This window comes from Rhodococcus sp. 06-470-2 (assembly GCF_002258235.1).
GTDB lineage: Bacteria > Actinomycetota > Actinomycetes > Mycobacteriales > Mycobacteriaceae > Rhodococcoides.
Map to the genome: position 1 here is coordinate 291,438 of NZ_NOYB01000038.1, position 18,589 is coordinate 310,026.

The following is an 18,589-nucleotide window of genomic DNA, read 5'->3' on the forward strand; positions in this document are numbered from 1 at the left end:
TTCGTCGTGGGACGAGTCAGACTTTCGCGAGTCCGGTCGGCATCCGCCGCAGGCGACCGGTTCCCGGCACCGACGTCCACACCGCGAGCGCGAGAAGGCCGTCGACGATCAGGGTCAGCAGAGCCACCAGGATCGCGCCGACGAGAACGCGGCCGTAGTCGTAGAGCGCGAGCCCGTCGAAGATGTAGCGGCCGAGCCCACCGAGGTTGACGTAGGCCGCGATGGTCGCGGTGGCGATGATCTGCAGTGTGGTGTTGCGCAATCCACCGAGAATCAGCGGCAGCGCGTTGGGGATCTCGACCCGAAACAGCACTTGCGTTTCGGTCATCCCCATCGCGCGGGCGGCGTCGACCACGTTGGCGTCCACGTTGGCGATGCCGGAGTACGTGCCTGCCAACAGCGGAGGAATACCGAGCAGCACCAACGCGATGATCGGCGGAACCAGTCCGAGTCCGATCACCAGAACCAGAAACACGAGAATGCCGAGGGTCGGCAGCGACCGCAGCGCGTTGACGAGGCCGACGACGACGGCCTCACCGCGGCGCAGGTGACCGATGAGCAGACCCACCGGAACCGCGACGGCGGCCGAGAGCAACACTGCCAGCAGGCTGTACCACATGTGCTCGATCAGTCGTGCGCCGATTCCCGTCGGCCCGGCCCAGTTTCCGCCGTCGAGAATGTACGAGAACGCCTCGGAGAAGAGATTCATGCGCGTGCCTTCTTCTTCGAAGAGCCCGTGTTCAGTCGCGTCCACGGAGTGAGTCGACGCCCCAGCAGGAACAGGGCCGCGTCGAAGATCAACGCCAGGAACACGATCGAGATGATGCCTGCGAAGATCTGGTCGGGATAGTCTCGCTGGTAGCCCTGGGTGAAGAGCTGGCCGAGACCGCCGATGCCGATCACCGAGCCCACCGATACGAGCGAGATGTTGGTGACCGCAACGACTCTGATGTTCGCGATCAGCACCGGAAGCGCCAGGGGCAGTTCGACGGTCACCGCTCGCCGCAGCGACGAGTAGCCCATCGCCTCGGCAGAATCGACCACGGCGAACGGCACCGAGTCGAGGGCCTCGGGGACCGCGCGCACCAGCAGTGCGGTCGAGTACACCGACAGGGCGATCACCACGTTCAGTGGATCGAGTACCGGTAGGCCGACCACCGCGGGGATGGTGACGAACAGGGCGAGCGAGGGCAGGGTGAACGCGATACTGGCCACCGTCAACGTGATTCGACGAACCCAGCGAGTGTTGCGAATGACGGTGCCCAGCGGGATGGCGATGAGCAACCCGACGAACAGCGGGACGAGCGAGAGGTACAGGTGCGTCTTCGTGTAGCCGAGGACCACACCGAAGTTGTCCAGCAGCCAGGTCACTGTTCGGCGTCCCCGCTGGCGAGGAAGTGATGCCGGTTGCGTTCCGAGTCCTCCGACTTACGTTGCGCAGCAAGGTGTTCGAGGATCTCCGCACCGTCGACGCTGCCCACGGCAGCCCCGGCACCATCGACCGCGACGCCGATTCCCGACGGCGAGGAGATCGCGGCGTCGAGTGCCTGACGCAGATCGCCGCCCTCGAGGAACAGCGAGCCGCCCGCCGCCGTGCTCTCGTCGATGCTGCGGCCGCCACGCACCTTCTCGACTCCGGTCGCGTCGATCCACCCGAGCGGTCGGCGCTGTTCGTCGACGACGAGCACCCACTGCCCCTGGTCCAGTCGGAGGCCGTCGATCTCGTCCTGCGTCGCCGTGTGGATCGGGTGCATGGTCACAGCCTGCGCCGACCTGAACGACAGCCCGCGGTAGCCGCGATCGCGGCCGACGAACGACGCCACGAAAGACGTTGCCGGTGCAGCGAGTACGGTCTCGGGCTTGTCGTACTGCTGCAGTCGGCCCTGCGGTCCGAAGACCGCGATGCGGTCGCCGAGCCGGACGGCCTCGTCGATGTCGTGGGTGACGAAGACGATCGTCTTCTTCAGGTCGGCCTGCAGGCGCAGCATCTCGATCTGCAGTTCTTCACGAACCACGGGATCCACCGCGCTGAAGGGCTCGTCCATCAGCAGGATCGGTGGGTCGGCGGCCAGCGCCCGGGCCACGCCCACCCGCTGTTGCTGCCCGCCGGACAGTTGCGCCGGGTAGCGCGAGGCGAACGCCGGGTCCAGGCCGACGCGCTCGAGGACGTCGAGTGCAGCCTTGCGTGCGGCGCGACGCGATTCGCCGTTCAGTACCGGCACCGTGGCGACGTTGTCGACGACGGTACGGTGCGGCAACAAGCCGGCACTCTGAATCACGTATCCGATGCCGCGGCGCAGCTTCACCGCGTCGATGTCGGCGATGTTGCGACCGTCGACCGTGATCACACCCGAGGTGGGAGTGATCATGCGATTGATCATTCGCATCGAGGTGGTCTTGCCGCAGCCGGACGGCCCCACGAACACGGTGAACGAGTGTGGCTCGATCACCAGGTCCAAGGAGTCGACCGCTGTGGTGCCATCCGGATAGGTCTTGTTGACGTGCTCGAAGGTGATCATCAGCTGACCGGCTGGTCCAGGCCCTTGTCCTTGACCCACGCCGCTGCTGCTGCCGCCGGCTCGACCTTCTCGTCACCCGAGACCGAGGTGTTCAGTGCGATCAGCTCTTCGGTGGTGATCTGCGCCGACACGGCGTCGAGCACCTGAGTGAGCTTGTCGGACTGCTTGGCCGTACGCAGCACCGGAATGATGTTCTGGGCCGCGAAATTGTTCTCCGGGTCTTCGAGGACCACGAGATCGTTCTGTGCGATCGAGGGCGCGGTGGTGAAGATGTCCGCCGCGACGACCTGCCCGGAGACGAGTGCCTCGACCGTGGCCGGGCCGCCGCCGTCGGAGATCGGGATGTAGTTGCCGGGCGAGATGTCCAGGCCGTACTTGTCTCGCAGACCGGGCAGGCCGCCGACGCGCTCCTGGAACTCCGGGGTACCGGCGAAGGTCACCTCGGAGGAGAACGGTGCGAGGTCGCCGATGGTGGTGAGGTTGCGTTCGGTGGCGGTCTGGCGAGTGACGACGACGGCGTCCTTGTCCTCGCCCGGTGCCTGCGCCGTCACGGTGAGATCGTCGCCCAGGGCGGCAGGAAGTGCGGCCAGGACGTCCTCGGACGAGGTGGCGGTCGCGGATTCGTCCAAGTACTGCAGCAGGTTTCCGGTGTAGTCCGGGATCAGGTCGATCGACCCGTCTCGCACTGCGGGAATGTAGGCCTCACGGCTGCCGATGTTGAGCTTGGTGCTCACCTCGAAACCATTGGCGCGCAACGCCTCGGCGTAGATGTTCGCCACGGTCTCGGACTCGGGGAAGTTGGCGGAGCCGATGATGATGGAGTTCGTGTCGCTGTTGGTCTCGCCGCCACCGCTCGAGAGTGGATCCGAATTGCCGCCGCAGGCGGTCAGGGCGGTGACCGAGAGAGCGAGTGCGGCAACAGCTGCCACTGCCCTCGGAGCGGAGAACGCACGCGTGATGCGGGAGGTGGTCATGGTGTCCTTCCATCGGTTCGGGCACAGTCCTACCCATTTCCGCCGATCTGCCCCCGGGGGGCAACGGAAGAACCAGGACTCGGGCTGCTCGGGATGGTAGTCGAATTCGGCGTGCCCATAAGGTTGGTTCGACTACCGTCTCGTTCGCACTAGTGCCCCGCGGTCGGGATCGGTAAACCACATGGGCAGTGAACAGGAGAAAATGACAGTGCGATCGTCGGTTCTGGCAGCAGCCCTGGTGATGTCGATCGCCGGTCTGGTCGGCGGTTGCAGTGCGAGTGCATCGACCGACCCTGCTGCGGTGCCCGTCGTCGTCGGAGCGGGCAATTCGGATCTGTCGCGTCTGCTCGCGCAGATCTACGCCGGGGGACTGCGGTCGACAGGAGCGGAGGTCGAGGTGAAGGAGGACCTGGGCGAACGGGCCGACTACCTCGCGGCGCTGGACCGCGGTGAGGTGACGATGGTTCCCGACCTCACGGGCGAGCTGCTGCGGACCTTCGACGGTCTTTCCGAGGCAACCGAGGCCGAGGACGTGTACACGGAACTGAACCGATCACTGCCGGCCGGATTGTCGGTGGGGGATTACGCCACCGCCGAGGATCGACTGGCCATCGCGGTGGCGTCGGGCAGTGAATCGGGCGACGAGACGGTGACGGATTTCCTGGGTCGTGAGGAAAGAACGGTGGGAATCGTCGACGGCCAAGTCGATCCGATGGACGTGCTTGCGCAGGGTACGAGGAGTCCCACGTTCACAGGGGCGTCGGTCACCGATGTCACCCCGTATGCCGATGCGCAGTCCGCCGTCGACGGCTTGAACGCCGGAGAAGTCGACGTGCTGGCGATTCGCACCGCGTCGTTCGGCCCGCTGGCGAAAGACCTGACAACGCTGCCCGACGACGACCACGTGTATCCGGCGCAGAACGTGGTGCCGCTCTATGCCGACGGAGTGCTCGACGAGAGTGCTGTGAGGTCGTTCTCGGTGGTGGCGGGTGAGCTGACGACTGCGGACCTCGCCGAGATGATCGGCGAGGTCCGCAACGGAGTTCCGTCAGGCGATGTCGCCGGCCGTTGGCTCGGCGAGCGCAACCTCTGACGGTCCGGTCGGCTGCGCGGCTCGGAGCTTGCGGCCGAGGTACGAGCCCATGTGCTGGACGGCCTGGGCCGCCTCACGCAGAATCGACGCCTGCAGATGGGCCACGTGCCAGAGCTTCTTGTACTCCACGTGTTCGAGCTCGACACCCGACAGGCGCAGCTTGTCCGCGAATGCAGTGATCTGCGCGTACAGCACCTCGTCGGTACCGACGTGCATGACGATCGGCGGCAAACCGTCCAGGTTGCCCAGCAGTGGGGCGAAACCCTGGTCCAGCGGATCGCCCGCACCCAGATACGCATCGGCCGAGCTGTAGGACCACCCGGTGTTGACCACCATGTCGCGGTCCTTGGCGGCGTCGCGAGCTCCGGGATCGACCCACGGCGAGATCAGGCCGAGGGCAGCCGGGCTGGTGCCGTCGTCCACCAGACGCCGGGCAGCGGCGACCGAGAGACCGCCACCGGCCGAATCGCCGGCAATCGCGATGCGGTCCGCGGTGAATCCGTGGACACGAACCAGCTCGCGGAACGCCGCCACGGCGTCGTCCAGACCTGCCGGGTACGGGTTCTCCGGTGCCAACCGGTAATCGAGCACGTAGACAGCACTGGCCGATTCCCGGGCCAGATGTGCGGCCAGTGACCGGTGCGTGTTGATGGATCCGATCGTGTACGCGCCGCCGTGCAGGTACAGGATCGCGGTGTCGCGTTCGGTTGCCCCGACGGTGACGCGCTCGGCTCGACGGCCCGCGAGTGTCATCTTCTGCGAGACCGTTCCGTGCGGAAGCGTTTGCACGGGAGCGGCGGCCTCGAGGATCAGCCGCTGCGTCCGAAACGAGAATCGCGCATTCAGCGCGAGGCGATAGAACGGCTTCAGCGCAGCCGCGACGATCGGCAGGGGAACGTAGAAGGACTTCACGACGCGACCCGCCTACTTCTTCGTGCGCGGCAGCGCGCGCTTGGACACTGCGGCGATCAGGCCCTGGTAACGCGATCCGGTGATGCGCTGGAGCAGGTCGAGTGCGATGGCGTCGGAACCGATGAGAACGCGTCCCTTGCCCTTCTCGACACCCTTCAGGATGGTCTTGGCCGCGTCGATCGGGGTGGTCTTGGCGAGCTTGGTGTCGAAGAACTTCGCGAAATCGGCCTGGTCGTAGTTCTCGGCCACGGTGGCGTTGCGAGCGATGGCGGTCTTGATGCCACCGGGGTGAACCACGGTCACCTTCACCGGAGCCTTCGAGATCAACATCTCGATGCGGAGCGATTCGCTGAACCCGCGTACGGCGAACTTGGCCGCGTTGTACGCGGACTGCGACGGAATCGCCAACAGTCCGAAGAGGCTGGAGATGTTGATGATGTGGCCGTCACCGGAGGCCTGGATGTGCGGCAGAAAAGCCTTGGTGCCGTTGACGACTCCCCAGAAATCGACGTCGACGATGCGCTCGATGTCCTTGAACGAGGACTTGTCGACGTCACCGTGGTAGGCGATGCCTGCGTTGTTGTAGATCTGGTTGACCTTGCCGAAATGCGCGACGACGGCCTCGGCGTAATCCAGGACGGTCTCGCGCTGGGAGACGTCGAGGAAGTCCGACTTGACCTCGGCGCCGAGTGCCTCGACCCGTCGGACGGTCTCGTCGAGTCCGGCGGTGTCGACGTCGGACAACGCCAGTTTCGCTCCACGGCCGGCCAGCTCGAGGGCCAGTGCGCGGCCGATTCCCGAACCCGCGCCGGTGACGACGGCCACCTTGCCTGTGAATGTGCTCATCGTGCGGACACCTTGTCTGTGTTGTTGCCGGCGGAGTTGTTCGCCGACGATCCGGAGGGCAGGTCTGCGGTAGCGACGCTACGGTACGCATCGAGATCGAACTGCTTGGTGATTCTGCGGAACTCGAACGTGAAGCCCGGCCACAGCGTGGTGTTGTTGCCGTGCTTGTCGAGGTACCAGCTGGCGCATCCGCCGTTCATCCACACGCTCTTGGCGAGCTGATCCTGCAACGTCACGTTGTACTCGTCCTGCACGTCCTTGCGCACCTCGATGGTGCCGATGTCGTGCTTGTCGATGGTGTCCAACGCGTCGACGAGGTAGTTGATCTGCGATTCGATCATGAAGACCATCGAGGTGTGGCCGAGGCCCGTATTCGGTCCCACCAGGAAGAACATGTTGGGGAAGTTCGCGACCGCTGCCCCCTTGTAGCCCTGCTGGCCGCCGTCGTCGAAGGTTTCGGCCAACGTGCGGCCGTCCTTGCCGATGATGCCCTGGTAGGCGGGGGAGTCGGTGACGTGGAAGCCGGTGGCGACGACGAGCGCATCGATCGGGCGCTCGGTGCCGTCCTTGGTGACGATCGATCCTTTGCGGATCTCGGCGATGCCGTCGGTCACGAGGTCGACGTTGCTCTGCGCGAGAGCCGGGTAGTACGCGTTGGAGATCAACATGCGCTTGCAGCCGATGCGGAAGTTCGGCGTCACCTTGGCGCGCAGTGCCTTGTCCTTGATCTGGGTGCGCAGGTGGTTCTCCGACGCCCACTGCAGCGGCTTCATGAAGGCCGGAGCCTTGGCCAGACCGACGACCTGGGTCTCGCGCATCGCGTAGATACCGGCCCGCGACAGGCGCTGGAACCCGGGAACGTGCTTGAAGGCGAAGCGCTCGAGCTTGGTGTATGGGCGATCGGCGCGGGGAAGGATCCACGGCGCGGTGCGCTGGTACACGTCCAGATGTTCCACCTGGCCTGCGATGGCGGGCACGATCTGGATGGCGGAGGCACCGGTGCCGATGACGGCGACGCGCTTGCCCGCCAACGAGACGTCGTGGTTCCACTGAGCGGAGTGGAAGACGTCGCCCTCGAAGTCGTGAATGCCCTTGATGTCGGGCAGATTAGGCTCACACAGTGCGCCGACGGCCGAGACGACGATCTTCGCGGTGTAGTTGCCGGAGGTGGTCTGAACATCCCAGCGGTTGGTCTCGGCGTTCCAGCGGGCCGAGGTCACATCCGTGCCGAACACGTGCTTGTCCATGACGCCGTACTTGCGCGCCACCCCGGCGATGTACTTCTGGATCTCCGGCTGTGTGGAGAACGACCGAGTCCAGTTCGGGTTCAGGGCGAACGAGTACGAGTACAGGTGCGACGGCACGTCGCAGGCAGCACCGGGGTAGGTGTTGTCGCGCCAGGTGCCGCCGACGTCGTGGCCACGTTCGATGACGACGAAGTCCTTCTTGCCTGCCTTCGTCAGCTTGATCGCGGCACCGAGGCCGGCGAACCCGCTGCCGATGATCAGCGTATCGACGTGACGCGGCGTCGTTGCACGGTCCGAAGTATCTGTTACGGGAAGACTCATGTAGGGGAGCGTAGAAGCTTATTGAGTGTGAGTCAATAGTTATTGACTAACATTCAGTAGGGTGGTTGCATGGCGTTCGTGAACAGTCCCGGCGCACCGACCACGAAGAGGACGAGACTCAGTCCGCAACAACGACGAGCCCAATTGATCGAGCTCGGCACCGAAATGCTCGCCGACCGCCCCCTCGAGCAGATCTCCGTCGAGGACATCGCCGATCAAGCCGGCGTCTCCCGAGGTCTGCTGTTCCACTACTTCGCCTCCAAGCAGGACTTCCACCTCGAAATCGTGCGTGAATCCTCGCGCGTCATGCTCGAGCGCACCGCACCCGATCCGTCGCTGCCACCGTACGAGATTCTGCGCGACTCCATCGCCAACTACGTCGATTACGTCACCGACAAGCGACAGATGTACGTCTCACTCCTGCGCGGCACCCCCAGTGGCGATCCGCAGATGCGCGCGGTGTTCGAGGAGACTCGCTCCGCCATGGCCGAGCGAACCCTCGCGCAACTCGGGGGACTCGACATCGAGGTGACCCCCACCATCGTGCTGGCCGTTCGCGGCTGGATCGCATTCGTCGAGGAAACGACCATCAACTGGCTCACCGCACCGGAGCTCGGCCGAGACGAACTGATCGACCTCAACGTCAATGCTCTGCCTGCCGTCGCGCTGGCACCGGACATGATCTCCGCACTCCTGGGTGCCGACCGAGACGCCGCCGCAGACGCCTGATCCCGCCGCGCCGCCCGCCCCCGCACGCGTCAATGGACCCTTGCACTCCTCAGACGTATGCAGGGGTCCATTCACTCGTGTCCGGGGGTCGCGTGAATGGACCGTCGTACTGCGCAGACGTATGTAGTGGTCCATTGACGCCGAACGGGGGAGCCCAGAAACGACGACAGCGGCCCACCCCCGAAGGAGTGGGCCGCTGTCGCGAGTGTTTCTAGTCTTCGCCGACTGCCTTGAAGGCCTCGTCGATGATTTCGAGTTGCTCGACGGCGTGCACCTTGCTCGATCCCGACGACGGAGCGGACATGGCGCGACGGGAGATGCGCTTGATGCCGACCAGCTTCTCGGGCATGAGCTCGGGCAGTGCGAGACCGAAGAAAGGCCACGCACCCTGGTTCGCAGGCTCTTCCTGAACCCAACGGAATTCCGTTGCATTCGGGTAGCTTTCGAGAGCTTCCCTGATGCGGCGAACCGGCACGGGGTAGAGCTGCTCGACGCGAACGATCGCGACGTCGTCGCGGTTGTCCTTCTGCTTACGGGCGAGGAGCTCGTAGTAGAGCTTGCCGCTGACCATCAGCACCCGCTTGACCGCGCTGCGGTCGCCGGTGCCGGTGTCGTAGGTGGGCTCATCGAACACCGAGTGGAACTTGCCGTCGGTGAAGTCCTCGATGTTGCTCACCGCTGCCTTGTTGCGCAGCATCGACTTCGGGGTGAAGACGATCAGCGGGCGACGAATGCCGTCCCGCGCGTGCCTGCGCAGCAGATGGAAGTAGTTCGCGGGGGTCGAGGGGAGTGCGACGGTCATCGAGCCCTCGGCGCACAGTGTCAGGAAGCGCTCGATGCGTCCGGACGTGTGGTCGGGTCCCTGACCTTCGTGGCCGTGCGGCAGCAGCAGCACGACGTCGGAGAGCTGACCCCACTTTGCTTCACCGGACGAGATGAACTCGTCGATGATGGACTGTGCGCCGTTGACGAAGTCGCCGAACTGCGCTTCCCACATCACCAGTGCGTCCGGGTTGCCCACGGAGTAGCCGTACTCGAAGCCTACGGCTGCGAACTCGCTCAAAGCGGAGTCGTAGACCATGAACTTGCCAGGGTTGTCGCTGCCGATGTTCTGCAGCGGCGTGTACTCGGCACCGGTCTTGCGGTCGATGATCACCGAGTGGCGCTGGGTGAACGTGCCGCGGCGGGTGTCCTGGCCGGAGAAGCGGATGTTGCGTCCCTCGTCCACCAGCGATCCGAGTGCCAGCAGCTCGCCGAAGGCCCAGTCGACCTTGCCCTCGTACGCCATTTCCCGGCGCTTCTCGAGAACCGGCTTGACGCGCGGGTGCACGTTGAAGCCGTCGGGAACGGCGAGGTGCGCGTCACCGATACGGTGCAGCACGGCCTTGTCGACCGCGGTGGTCAGCTTGGCGGGCAGCTGCTGATCGAGCTCGACCGACTCACTGGGCTCAGGGGTGTACTTCTCGAGTTCGCGTACCTCGTTGAAGACGCGTTCGAGCTGGCCCTGGTAGTCGCGGAGTGCGTCCTCGGCTTCCTTGAGCGAGATGTCTCCACGACCGATGAGCGATTCGGTGTAGCTCTTGCGGACGCTGCGCTTGGTGTCGATCACGTCGTACATCGCCGGCTGCGTCATCGAGGGGTCGTCGCCCTCGTTGTGACCGCGACGGCGGTAGCAGATCATGTCGATGACGACGTCCTTGTGGAACTTCTGACGGAAGTCCACTGCCAGCTGAGCGACCCAGGCACAGGCCTCGGGATCGTCGCCGTTGACGTGGAAGATCGGCGCGGCGATCATCTTCGCCACATCGGTGCAGTACTCGGACGAACGCGAGAACTCCGGCGAGGTGGTGAAGCCGACCTGGTTGTTGACGACGATGTGCACGGTGCCGCCGGTGCGGTAGCCCCGCAGATCGGACAGGTTCAACGTCTCGGCGACGACGCCCTGGCCTGCGAATGCCGCGTCTCCGTGCAGCATCAGCGGCAGAACGGAGTAACCGCCCTGGCCGGTGCCCTTGTCCAGCAGGTCCTGCTTGGCGCGAACGAGGCCTTCGAGAACCGGGTCGACGGCTTCGAGGTGCGACGGGTTCGCGGTGAGCGAGACCTTGATGTCGTTGTCACCGAACATCTGGATGTACGTGCCCTCGGCACCGAGGTGGTACTTCACGTCGCCGGAGCCGTGCGCAGCGGCCGGGTTCATGTTGCCCTCGAACTCGGTGAAGATCTTCGAGTAGGGCTTGCCGACGATGTTGGCGAGCACGTTCAGGCGGCCGCGGTGCGGCATACCGATGACGACCTCGTCGAGGGCGTACTCGGCGCTCTGGTCGATGACGGAGTCCATCATCGGGATGACCGACTCGGCACCTTCGAGCGAGAACCGCTTCTGCCCGACGTACTTGGTCTGCAGGAACGTCTCGAACGCCTCGGCGGCGTTGAGCTTGCTCAGGATGTACTTCTGTTGCGCCACAGTCGGTTTGACGTGCTTGGCCTCGACGCGTTCCTGCAGCCAGGAGACCTGCTCGGTCTCGAGGATGTGGGTGTACTCGACGCCGACGTGGCGGCAGTACGAGTCGCGCAGAACGCTGAGCACGTCCCGCAGCTTCATCTTGTCCTTGCCGTGGAATCCGCCGACCTTGAACTCGCGGTCGAGGTCCCACAGCGTGAGGTCGTGGCTGATCACGTCGAGGTCCGGGTGCATCCGGAACTTGTCCTTGGTGAACTGCAACGGATCGGTGTCGGCCATCAGGTGACCGCGGTTGCGGTACGCAGCGATGAGCTCGAGCACGCGGGTGTTCTTGTCGACCGTGCCCTCGGGCAGATCCTTGCGCCAGCGAATGGGCTCGTAGGGGATCTTCAGCGAGTGGAACAGCTCGTCGTAGAACTCGTCGCTGATCAGCAGGTTGTGGATCGTCTTGAGGAAATCGCCCGACTCCGCACCCTGAATGATGCGGTGGTCGTACGTCGAGGTCAGCGTCATGAGCTTGCCGACGCCGAACTCGGCGAGACGCTCGTCGCTGGCTCCCTGGAACTCTGCCGGGTACTCCATCGCACCTGCGCCGATGATCGCTCCCTGGCCGTTCATCAGACGCGGCACCGAGTGCACGGTTCCGATTCCGCCGGGGTTGGTCAGCGAGATGGTGACGCCTTGGAAGTCCTCACCGGTGAGCTTGCCGTCGCGCGCACGACGCACGATGTCCTCGTACGCGTTGTAGAACTGCGTGAACGTGAAGTCCTGCGTGTTCTTGATGGCGGCGACGACGAGGGAACGGTTGCCGTCCTTGCCGGGCAGGTCGATCGCGAGACCGAGGTTGATCGCTGCCGGAGTCACTGCGTTCGGCTTGCCGTCGACCTCGGCGAAGTGGCGGTTCATGTTCGGGAACGCCTTGACGGCCTGCACGATGGCGTAGCCGAGCAGGTGCGTGAACGAGATCTTGCCGCCGCGGGTGCGAGCGAGATGGTTGTTGATCACGAGACGGTTGTCGACCATGAGCTTGGCCGGGATCGCACGGACGCTGGTCGCGGTCGGAATCTGCAACGAGGCGGACATGTTCTTCGCCACCGCTGCAGCAGCGCCGCGCAGAACCTTGCTCGACTCCTCGCCGAACTCGGCTGCGGCGGGCTTTGCGGGAGCGGACTTCGCCGGTGCTGCCTTCTTCTCGGCAGGCTTGGCGGCGGCAGGCTTCGAGGCTTCGGCCTTGGGAGCGGCGGTTTTCGGAGCTGCCTTGGGTGCTGCGGCCTTCGGCGCGTCGGTCTTGTCGGAAGCAGAAGCGGCCGTCTGGGCTGGTGGCGCGGGCGCTGCGGGAGGCGCGGACTTGGTCGAGCTGCCGTTCGAGGATGCGCCGTTACCGGCAGCACCGTTGGATCCGGCGGTCTCGTCGGTCGCTGCATCGGGGTCGTAACCGGTCAGAAACTCGTGCCAGCTCGCGTCGACGGATGAAGGGTCCTTCTTGAATCGCTGGTACATCTCGTCGACCAGCCATTGATTTTGTCCGAATTGGGTAGTAGAGCTGCTGCTCACGGCAGTAGTTCGCCTCGTTTCTGTCTTCGTTCCCGTTCAGCGCGCGTACGTGTCCAGGCTAGACCTTTGGTCCAGCTCACGTGCGTCCGGGACGTAGCTGTGATATGTACTCACCGGTAACCATCGGCCTCGTTGTCGATGACACCTTGGACTATCGAATTATTCCCTCGGTTCGTTTCGGCTGCAGTCCACAACTGCGCGTAGAACCCGCCCTGCGTGCGCAGCTCCGAATGTCGACCCACTTCCACGATACGGCCGCCGTCGACGACCACGATCAGATCCGCTCGTGCGGCGGTCGCCAAGCGGTGCGCGACGACCACCGCGGTGCGGGTGCGTGCGACGGCACTGCTGGCTGCGAGCACGGTGCGCTCGGTCGCGGGATCGAGCGTGGCGGTGGCCTCGTCGAGCAGGAGAAGGTCGGGGTCGACCAGCTCGGCCCTGGCCAGTGCGATCAGCTGTCGTTGACCCGCGGACAGCCCTTGACCGCGCTCGCCGACAGGTTGGTGCATACCGCCGCGAAGTGCGGCGATGGTGCTCAGAGCTCCCACGGATCGGGCCGCGTTCTCGATGTCGGCACGGGTGGCGTCGGGCCTGCCGTAGGCGATGTTCGACGCGACGGTCCCGGTGAACAGGTGCGCTTCCTGCGGTACTACGCCGAGTCGGTGCCGGTAGTCCGAGAGGCGATAGTCGCGTAGATCGTGGCCGCCGACGCGCACCGATCCGGAGGTGGGATCGTAGAAGCGGGCCAGCAGTTTCACGACCGTGGATTTGCCCGCGCCGGTGCGCCCGACCAACGCGACGGTGGTGCCGGCGGGGATGGTGAGATTTACCTCACTCAGGGCGTCGGACTGTGCTCCGGCATACCGAAAACCGACGTCGACGAGTTGTATGTCGGCGTGCAGGCGTCCGCCGGGGAGTGCGGTGGTGTCTGATTTGGTGGACGTTTCAATCGAACTCGTGGTGCGGAGGAGATCACCGATGCGGCCGACACCGACACGTGCTTGCTGGTAACCGTCGAACACCTGCGATAGCTGCTGGATCGGACCGAAGAGCAGCCCGAGATATAGCACGAACGCCACGAGAGTGCCCGCAGTGGTGGTGCCGGTGGCGATCTGATGCGCGCCGACGAAAACGACGACGGCGAGGGCGATGTCGGAGAGCAACGTGATGAGGGGGAAGAACACCGAGATCGCGGTCTGCGACCGCATCCGACTCACCCGGTAGCGGTCGGAGCGTTCGGCGAACCGGGATGCGGCGTACTCCTCGCGTCGGTACGCCTGCGCGGCGCGCAGTCCCGTGACGTTCTCCTGGAAGTCGGCGTTGACGATCGAGATGCGCTCGCGAGATGTCGAGTACGCCGCCGACGAGATGCGCCGGAAGATCACGGTGGCCACGGCGAGGGGCGGCACCACCGCCAGCGCCACCAGTCCCAGTGCCGGGTCGGTGACGAGCAGTGCGGCGGCGATGCCGACGACGGTCAGCACGCTGACCACTGCGGTTGAGGCTCCGGTCTGGATGAAGGAAGACAGCGCATCGACGTCGGTGGTCATTCGCGTCATGATGCGACCCGACAGTTCGCGTTCGTAGTAGTCCAGGCCGAGCCGTTGGATGTGCGCGTAGCTGCGCACCCGGAGTCCGAAGAGCACTCGCTCGCCTGCTCGCGCCGTGATGACCGTCGTCCAGCAGACGACGAACCAACTCGCCGCAGCCAACACGACACCGATCGAGGTGGCGATCCACAGGGTGTTCGAGTCTCCGCCGGCCACTCCGCTGTCCACCGCGTAGCGAACGAGCGAAGGGAACGCGATCGAGGCCAGTGAGTCCAGCGCGAGGAGCACCACCACCGCTGCCAGCAACAACCGCACCGGGCTCAGCAGTCTCGACAGCCGGAACTCCGGGTCGGGTCGACGAAGTTCGACTCCCGATGCAGCCGGATCCTCCGTCGCGGGCGGCAGCGCCGCGACCGCCCGGGAGATCGCCGGAGTCGGCGCGAGTGAGCCGAAGGCCCCCGCCATCGCAGTTCCGTGACCACCTCCGCCTCCGGGCGCGGGCGTTGACACCGCGCCGGGCTCGACGGTCGCCTCCGCCGCGGACTCGGGCCAGAGCGTGTCGGCGGACGGTTCCGCTGTCGGTTCCCGGTCGGTGTCGTCGTTCGCGTCGCCGTCCCCTCCTGCGAGGAGGGCCCGGAACAACGGACAGCGCCGATCCAGTTCGTCGACCGTTCCGGTGTCGATGATGCGGCCGTTGTCGAGGACGGCGACGCGATCGGCCAGTGTCAGGGTCGAACGGCGATGTGCGAGAACGAGAGTCGCGCGAGTACGGACGCCGCGCAACGCGTCGAAGACGGCGGCCTCGGTCTCGGCGTCCACGGCGGAGGTGGCGTCGTCGAGGATGAGAATTCGCGGTTCGACCAGAAGAGCGCGGGCCAGTGCGATGCGTTGGCGCTGACCGCCCGAGAGAGTGAGGCCGCGTTCGCCGACGAGGCTGTCGTATCCCTCGGGAAGCGCCTCGACGAACGTCGAGGCCTGCGCGAGCCGCGCCGCATGCCTGATGTCCTCCGCGGTGGCGTCGGGCCTGCCGAGGGCGATGTTGGCGGCGATGGTGTCGGAGAAGAGGAACGGCTCGTCGAACACCAGCGAGACCGCCTCGCGGAGCGACGTCGAGTCGAGGTCGTCGATGTCGATCGACGTTCCGTCGGACGTCAGCGCAATCTGCCCCCGAGTCGGGCGGTAGAAGCGGGGGAGCAGGAGTGCGAGTGCGGTCTTTCCCGAGCCCGCGTGACCGACGACGGCCACCGTCTCACCGGGCGAGATGGTCAGGTCCAGGCCGGTGAGCACGTCGCGTTCGGGTTCGAATCCGAAGGTCACCTCGGAGATATGGACTCCGAGCGGGCCGTCGGGCAACGCGACGGGTTCGGCCGGTTCCGGGTCGGACGGCTCGGTGTCGACCACCTCGTAGACGCGCTCGACGGCCGCGCGGGAGAGTTGGGCCATGATCACCACCGACGAGACGGTGCGGGTCACGGCGGACAGAGTCGCGACATAGGTGGCGAAGGCCAGGAAGGTGCCGATCGTGATGTGGCCTTCCAGGGCCAGATAGCCGCCGAGGGCGATGACTCCGACCAGTCCGAGTTGAGGAATGGTGGCCATCGACGGTGCGAACCGTGAGTTGATCTTCGCCGACCGCATGCGCTCGGCGAACAACCTGCGACCCAGTGTCTCGATGCGATCGACCGCGCGGGCTTCCTGCCCGAAGCCCTTGACCACCCGAACGCCGGTGACCGTCTCCTCGACGTGCTGTGCCAGATCGGCGGCGCGTTGCTGCGCCGACCAGGTGGCCGCGAAGAGAGTGGGCCGAATTCGGTAGACCACGATGCCGACCGCAGGAACGATGAGTACCGCGACAACGGTGAGCAGCGGCGACAGATACGCCATCACAGCCAGCGCCAGCACGAACTGCAGGACGGCTCCCGCCGACAACGGCACCATGGCCAGCAGCCCCTGCACCAGTTGGAGGTCGGTGATCGATCTCGAGACGACCTGCCCGGTACGGATCTCGTCCTGCTTGCGCCCGTCGAGCCGCTGCAGTGACGCGAGCAGGTCGAGGCGTAGATCGTGCTGGACGTCGATCGAGAGCCGGCCGGCGAGCATGCGTCGACCGAATTGGCACGCGAAACGCACCAGGCCCAACAGTGCGATGGCGGCGGCGACGGCGGCGATCTTCTCGCCTCTGCCGGCCGTCGCGTCGTCGATGGCGACCCTGGTGAGGAGCGGGAACGAGATGTCGATGACCGCGGCGATCATCGTCACGCCCAGTGCTCCGAGTGCGGTGCGTCGATGCAGCATGCACTGCGCGATCAGACGTCTGATCCACCCACGCCGGGGCCTCGACGCGGGTTCTGCGCTGTCGAGTGTCGACGAGCTGCGTCCGGGTGCCGCTGCACGGTCTTTCACCGCATTACTGTGTGCCATCGCCTCACCACGGTAGACCCGAGTACCGACAGGGTCGGCCCGCGAACGAAGCGACGTCAGTCGATGTCGCGGGTGCGGGCCAGGAACCAGCCGACGCCGGTGAGGACCGCGGCCCACAGCGCGAGTCCGAGCGGTGCCCACGGCCACGACGCCAGGTCGCCGGCGTCGTCGAGTTGAGTCGCCGCCATGGTCGGCAGAGTCAGGTTCGACGGCAGCGCTACGGCGACCGATCCGAGCCCGAGTCCGAACAGGATCAGCGAGAGCAGACCCTCGCCGAACGGCAGCCAGGCGACGAGCACGATCGCGGCCCACGTCGGAGATTTGAGCAGCAGACCCAGGCCGGCACCGATCATCGACCACAGCACGACTGCGAGGAGGCACGACAACACCACGCCGACGAACGCGCCGTCCAGCAGCACGGTCCGCTCGTTGAATATCAGCAGGCAGATCAAGCTGGCCAGCAGCACCACCAGGCCGTATCCGAGGCCGAACAGCGCAGTGACGACGAGTTTGGCGGCAATCACCCCGTCGCGGCCGCGAGCGGTCAGGAAGCTGGTGGTGATGGTCTTGTGGCGAAATTCGGTTCCGGCGTTGACGGCACCGAATATCCCGGCGAACAGAATCGCGGCACCGGCGGCGACGTACAGGCCGATCGAGGCGACGCCACCCGAGATGTCCAGGTCCTCCTCGAATTCACCCAGCTGATTCGCGATCACCGACGTGATGACGGACGCGAACACTCCGACGACGATCGGGGCGATCGCCAGCGCCCACCAGAATTTCAGTGTGGTGACCTTACGGATCTCCGACGTCAGCAGTGCGTTCATCGCTGACCCCCGTTCCAGTTCTGTGGCGGACCGTAGTTCTGCGGCGGAGCGCCGTACCCCGGCGGTGGGCCGTAACCCTGCGCAGGACCCGGCGGGCCGTAACCGTGGGGACTCTGCTGAACGGGTGCGGCGTTGTACTGACCCGTGGTCATCGACAGGAACACCTGCTCGAGGTCGACGTGTTCGCCGGTGGTCCCGAAGATCGTCACCTGGGCGGCGGCCGCGATGCGGGCGATCGTCGCCGCGTCGGGACCGGCGACACCGATGCGTCCGTCGGGAAGCAGTTGGCTGTCGTTGAACCCATTCGAGGCCAACGCCAAGGCCAAAGCTGCGGGGTCCGATGCGGCCACCAGTACGCGGCTCGGACGTGTCGATCGCAAATGCGCGATGGAACCCTGGTACACGAGTGCGCCGGCGCTGACGATCACCAGATTGTCGACGGTCTGCTCGATCTCGCGCAGGATGTGGCTCGATACGAGCACGGTGCGACCCGACGCGGCGAATGCCTTGAGGAAGTCGCGCAGCCAGGCGATTCCTTCGGGGTCGAGACCGTTCGCGGGTTCGTCGAGCACGAGGATTTCCGGATCCCCCAGCAGGGCTGTCGCCAACGTCAGGCGCTGACGCATGCCGAGCGAGAAACCGCCTGCGGCGCGGTCGGCGACGTCACCGAGCCCCACGAGGTGCAGGACGTCGAGCGCGCGGCTGTCGGGTATGCCGATCGCAGCGGTGTAGATCTTCAGGTGGTGTGCGGCGCTGCGCTTGGGGTGCAGGCTCAGCGAGTCGAGGACGGCACCCACCGTGCGGGCGGGGTGGGCCGCCGCGCGGAACGGCATGCCGTTGACGAGGCCGACACCCGAGGTGGGAGCGACGAGTCCGAGGAGCATGCGCAGCGTCGTCGTCTTGCCCGATCCGTTGGGGCCGAGGAATCCGGTGACCGTTCCGCGCGGAACGACGAAGCTCAGGTCCGAGACCGCGCGAACTGTGCCGAATTGCTTGGTCAGTGCTTGCGCTTCGAGCGCCGCTCCCGGATAGCTGGACATCTGTGCGCAATCCCCCTGGCCGTAGGTCACCTCGAGTACCGGCTGCGCGCGGCAACCGGTACTCGAGGCTACGGGGTGCGACCGACATCCGGTGC

Annotated in this window: 13 protein-coding genes; 2 read left to right on the plus strand and 11 right to left on the minus strand. The window is 65.6% G+C overall.

All coding sequences use genetic code 11. From position 1 onward, the window contains the following. Positions 1 to 16: 16 nt before the first annotated feature. From CH276_RS22285 to CH276_RS22300, 4 genes are read right to left on the minus strand one after another with little or no spacing between them, the layout of a single operon-like run. Positions 17 to 709 carry an ABC transporter permease gene (locus CH276_RS22285; protein WP_032394114.1) on the minus strand — a complete coding sequence of 231 codons (693 nt, stop codon included), beginning with the start codon at positions 707 to 709 and terminating at the stop codon, positions 17 to 19. Further along, positions 706 to 1,371: an ABC transporter permease gene (locus tag CH276_RS22290; RefSeq protein ID WP_032394115.1), complete on the minus strand. Its 666-nt coding sequence runs from the start codon at positions 1,369 to 1,371 to the stop codon at positions 706 to 708. Before CH276_RS22290 ends, CH276_RS22285 begins: the two co-directional genes overlap by 4 nt. Then, positions 1,368 to 2,519: an ABC transporter ATP-binding protein gene (locus CH276_RS22295; protein ID WP_032394116.1), complete on the minus strand. Its 1,152-nt coding sequence runs from the start codon at positions 2,517 to 2,519 to the stop codon at positions 1,368 to 1,370. Before CH276_RS22295 ends, CH276_RS22290 begins: the two co-directional genes overlap by 4 nt. Continuing rightward, on the minus strand, positions 2,519 to 3,493 hold the full coding sequence (locus CH276_RS22300; protein ID WP_045199238.1) for an ABC transporter substrate-binding protein: 975 nt from the start codon (positions 3,491 to 3,493) through the stop codon (positions 2,519 to 2,521). The genes CH276_RS22295 and CH276_RS22300 overlap by 1 nt, the downstream gene beginning before the upstream one ends. Positions 3,494 to 3,695: 202 nt before the next feature. Here CH276_RS22300 and CH276_RS22305 point away from each other — a divergent pair, with 202 nt between their 5' ends. Next, entirely contained in the window at positions 3,696 to 4,586 is an 891-nt protein-coding gene (locus CH276_RS22305; protein WP_094629607.1) for a glycine betaine ABC transporter substrate-binding protein, read from the plus strand. Here the strand turns inward: CH276_RS22305 and CH276_RS22310 are convergent. Genes CH276_RS22310 through CH276_RS22320 form a run of 3 tightly spaced genes read right to left on the minus strand, consistent with a single transcriptional unit; the run spans position 4,542 to position 7,912 of the window. Further along, complete coding sequence (locus CH276_RS22310; RefSeq protein ID WP_032394118.1) at positions 4,542 to 5,498, minus strand: alpha/beta hydrolase; 957 nt, start codon at positions 5,496 to 5,498, stop codon at positions 4,542 to 4,544. The two genes, CH276_RS22305 and CH276_RS22310, sit on opposite strands and share 45 nt — an antisense overlap. 12 nt (positions 5,499 to 5,510) lie before the next feature. Beyond that, positions 5,511 to 6,344, minus strand: coding sequence for an SDR family NAD(P)-dependent oxidoreductase (locus CH276_RS22315; RefSeq protein WP_032394119.1), 834 nt, complete (start codon positions 6,342 to 6,344; stop codon positions 5,511 to 5,513). After that, positions 6,341 to 7,912 (minus strand): flavin-containing monooxygenase, encoded by a 1,572-nt coding sequence (locus CH276_RS22320; RefSeq protein WP_045199242.1) that lies wholly within the window; start codon positions 7,910 to 7,912, stop codon positions 6,341 to 6,343. Before CH276_RS22320 ends, CH276_RS22315 begins: the two co-directional genes overlap by 4 nt. Positions 7,913 to 7,981: 69 nt before the next feature. Between CH276_RS22320 and CH276_RS22325 the strand changes: the two genes are divergently transcribed. Beyond that, entirely contained in the window at positions 7,982 to 8,641 is a 660-nt protein-coding gene (locus tag CH276_RS22325; protein WP_094629608.1) for a TetR/AcrR family transcriptional regulator, read from the plus strand. Between the two features lie 211 nt (positions 8,642 to 8,852). On the opposite strand, the gene CH276_RS22330 is transcribed toward CH276_RS22325, so the two are convergent. From CH276_RS22330 to CH276_RS22345, 4 genes are all read right to left on the minus strand, one after another. Continuing rightward, entirely contained in the window at positions 8,853 to 12,656 is a 3,804-nt protein-coding gene (locus CH276_RS22330) for a multifunctional oxoglutarate decarboxylase/oxoglutarate dehydrogenase thiamine pyrophosphate-binding subunit/dihydrolipoyllysine-residue succinyltransferase subunit (RefSeq protein WP_094629609.1), read from the minus strand. Positions 12,657 to 12,766: 110 nt separating this feature from the next. Beyond that, positions 12,767 to 16,501 carry an ABC transporter ATP-binding protein gene (locus CH276_RS22335; RefSeq protein WP_094629704.1) on the minus strand — a complete coding sequence of 1,245 codons (3,735 nt, stop codon included), beginning with the start codon at positions 16,499 to 16,501 and terminating at the stop codon, positions 12,767 to 12,769. 182 nt (positions 16,502 to 16,683) lie between these two features. Further along, positions 16,684 to 17,454: an ABC transporter permease gene (locus tag CH276_RS22340; RefSeq protein ID WP_094629610.1), complete on the minus strand. Its 771-nt coding sequence runs from the start codon at positions 17,452 to 17,454 to the stop codon at positions 16,684 to 16,686. Then, the gene (locus CH276_RS22345) at positions 17,451 to 18,494 is read right to left on the minus strand and encodes an ABC transporter ATP-binding protein (RefSeq protein ID WP_094629611.1); all 1,044 of its coding nucleotides are present in this window, start codon (positions 18,492 to 18,494) and stop codon (positions 17,451 to 17,453) included. The genes CH276_RS22340 and CH276_RS22345 overlap by 4 nt, the downstream gene beginning before the upstream one ends. Between the last annotated feature and the right edge of the window lie 95 nt (positions 18,495 to 18,589).